At 64.4% G+C, this 312-nt stretch carries 1 pseudogene; it reads right to left on the bottom strand.

Going from position 1 to position 312, the window contains the following annotated elements:
• Positions 1 to 79: 79 nt before the first annotated feature.
• A pseudogene (locus tag IAE38_RS23695) lies at positions 80 to 223 on the bottom strand (putrescine ABC transporter permease PotI); the annotation flags it as partial.
• Positions 224 to 312: the final 89 nt, after the last annotated feature.

Here is a 312-nt window from a genome sequence, read left to right as displayed (position 1 = left end):
CGGTGCCATACACCGCGCTGCCTGCTTCGCGGGTGAACCCGCTCCCACAGGATGCGGGTTCACCCGAGAAAGCGCCTGATCAGGCGTAAGCGCCCAACTGGCCTGGACGTCGCACCTGGGGCTGCGAGGCGTTGGCGGCTGCGCCTTCTTCGATGGCCTGCTGAATCGCCTTGCGGCCGCGTTCTTCGGCGCGGCGGCTGCAGTACAAAACGAAGAAGTGGGTGAAACTGTCTTCCACAAGATCTCAAAGCTGGCGCAATCACGGTGGGAGCGGGTTTACCCGCGAACACCGGCGAAGCCGGTGCCATGCAC

Origin of the sequence: Pseudomonas sp. S32 (genome assembly GCF_016648095.1) — a bacterium.
GTDB classification, from domain to species: Bacteria; Pseudomonadota; Gammaproteobacteria; order Pseudomonadales; family Pseudomonadaceae; genus Aquipseudomonas; species Aquipseudomonas parafulva.
The sequence above is the reverse complement of the archived record's forward strand: the minus strand, read 5'-3'. Positions and strand labels throughout refer to the sequence as shown.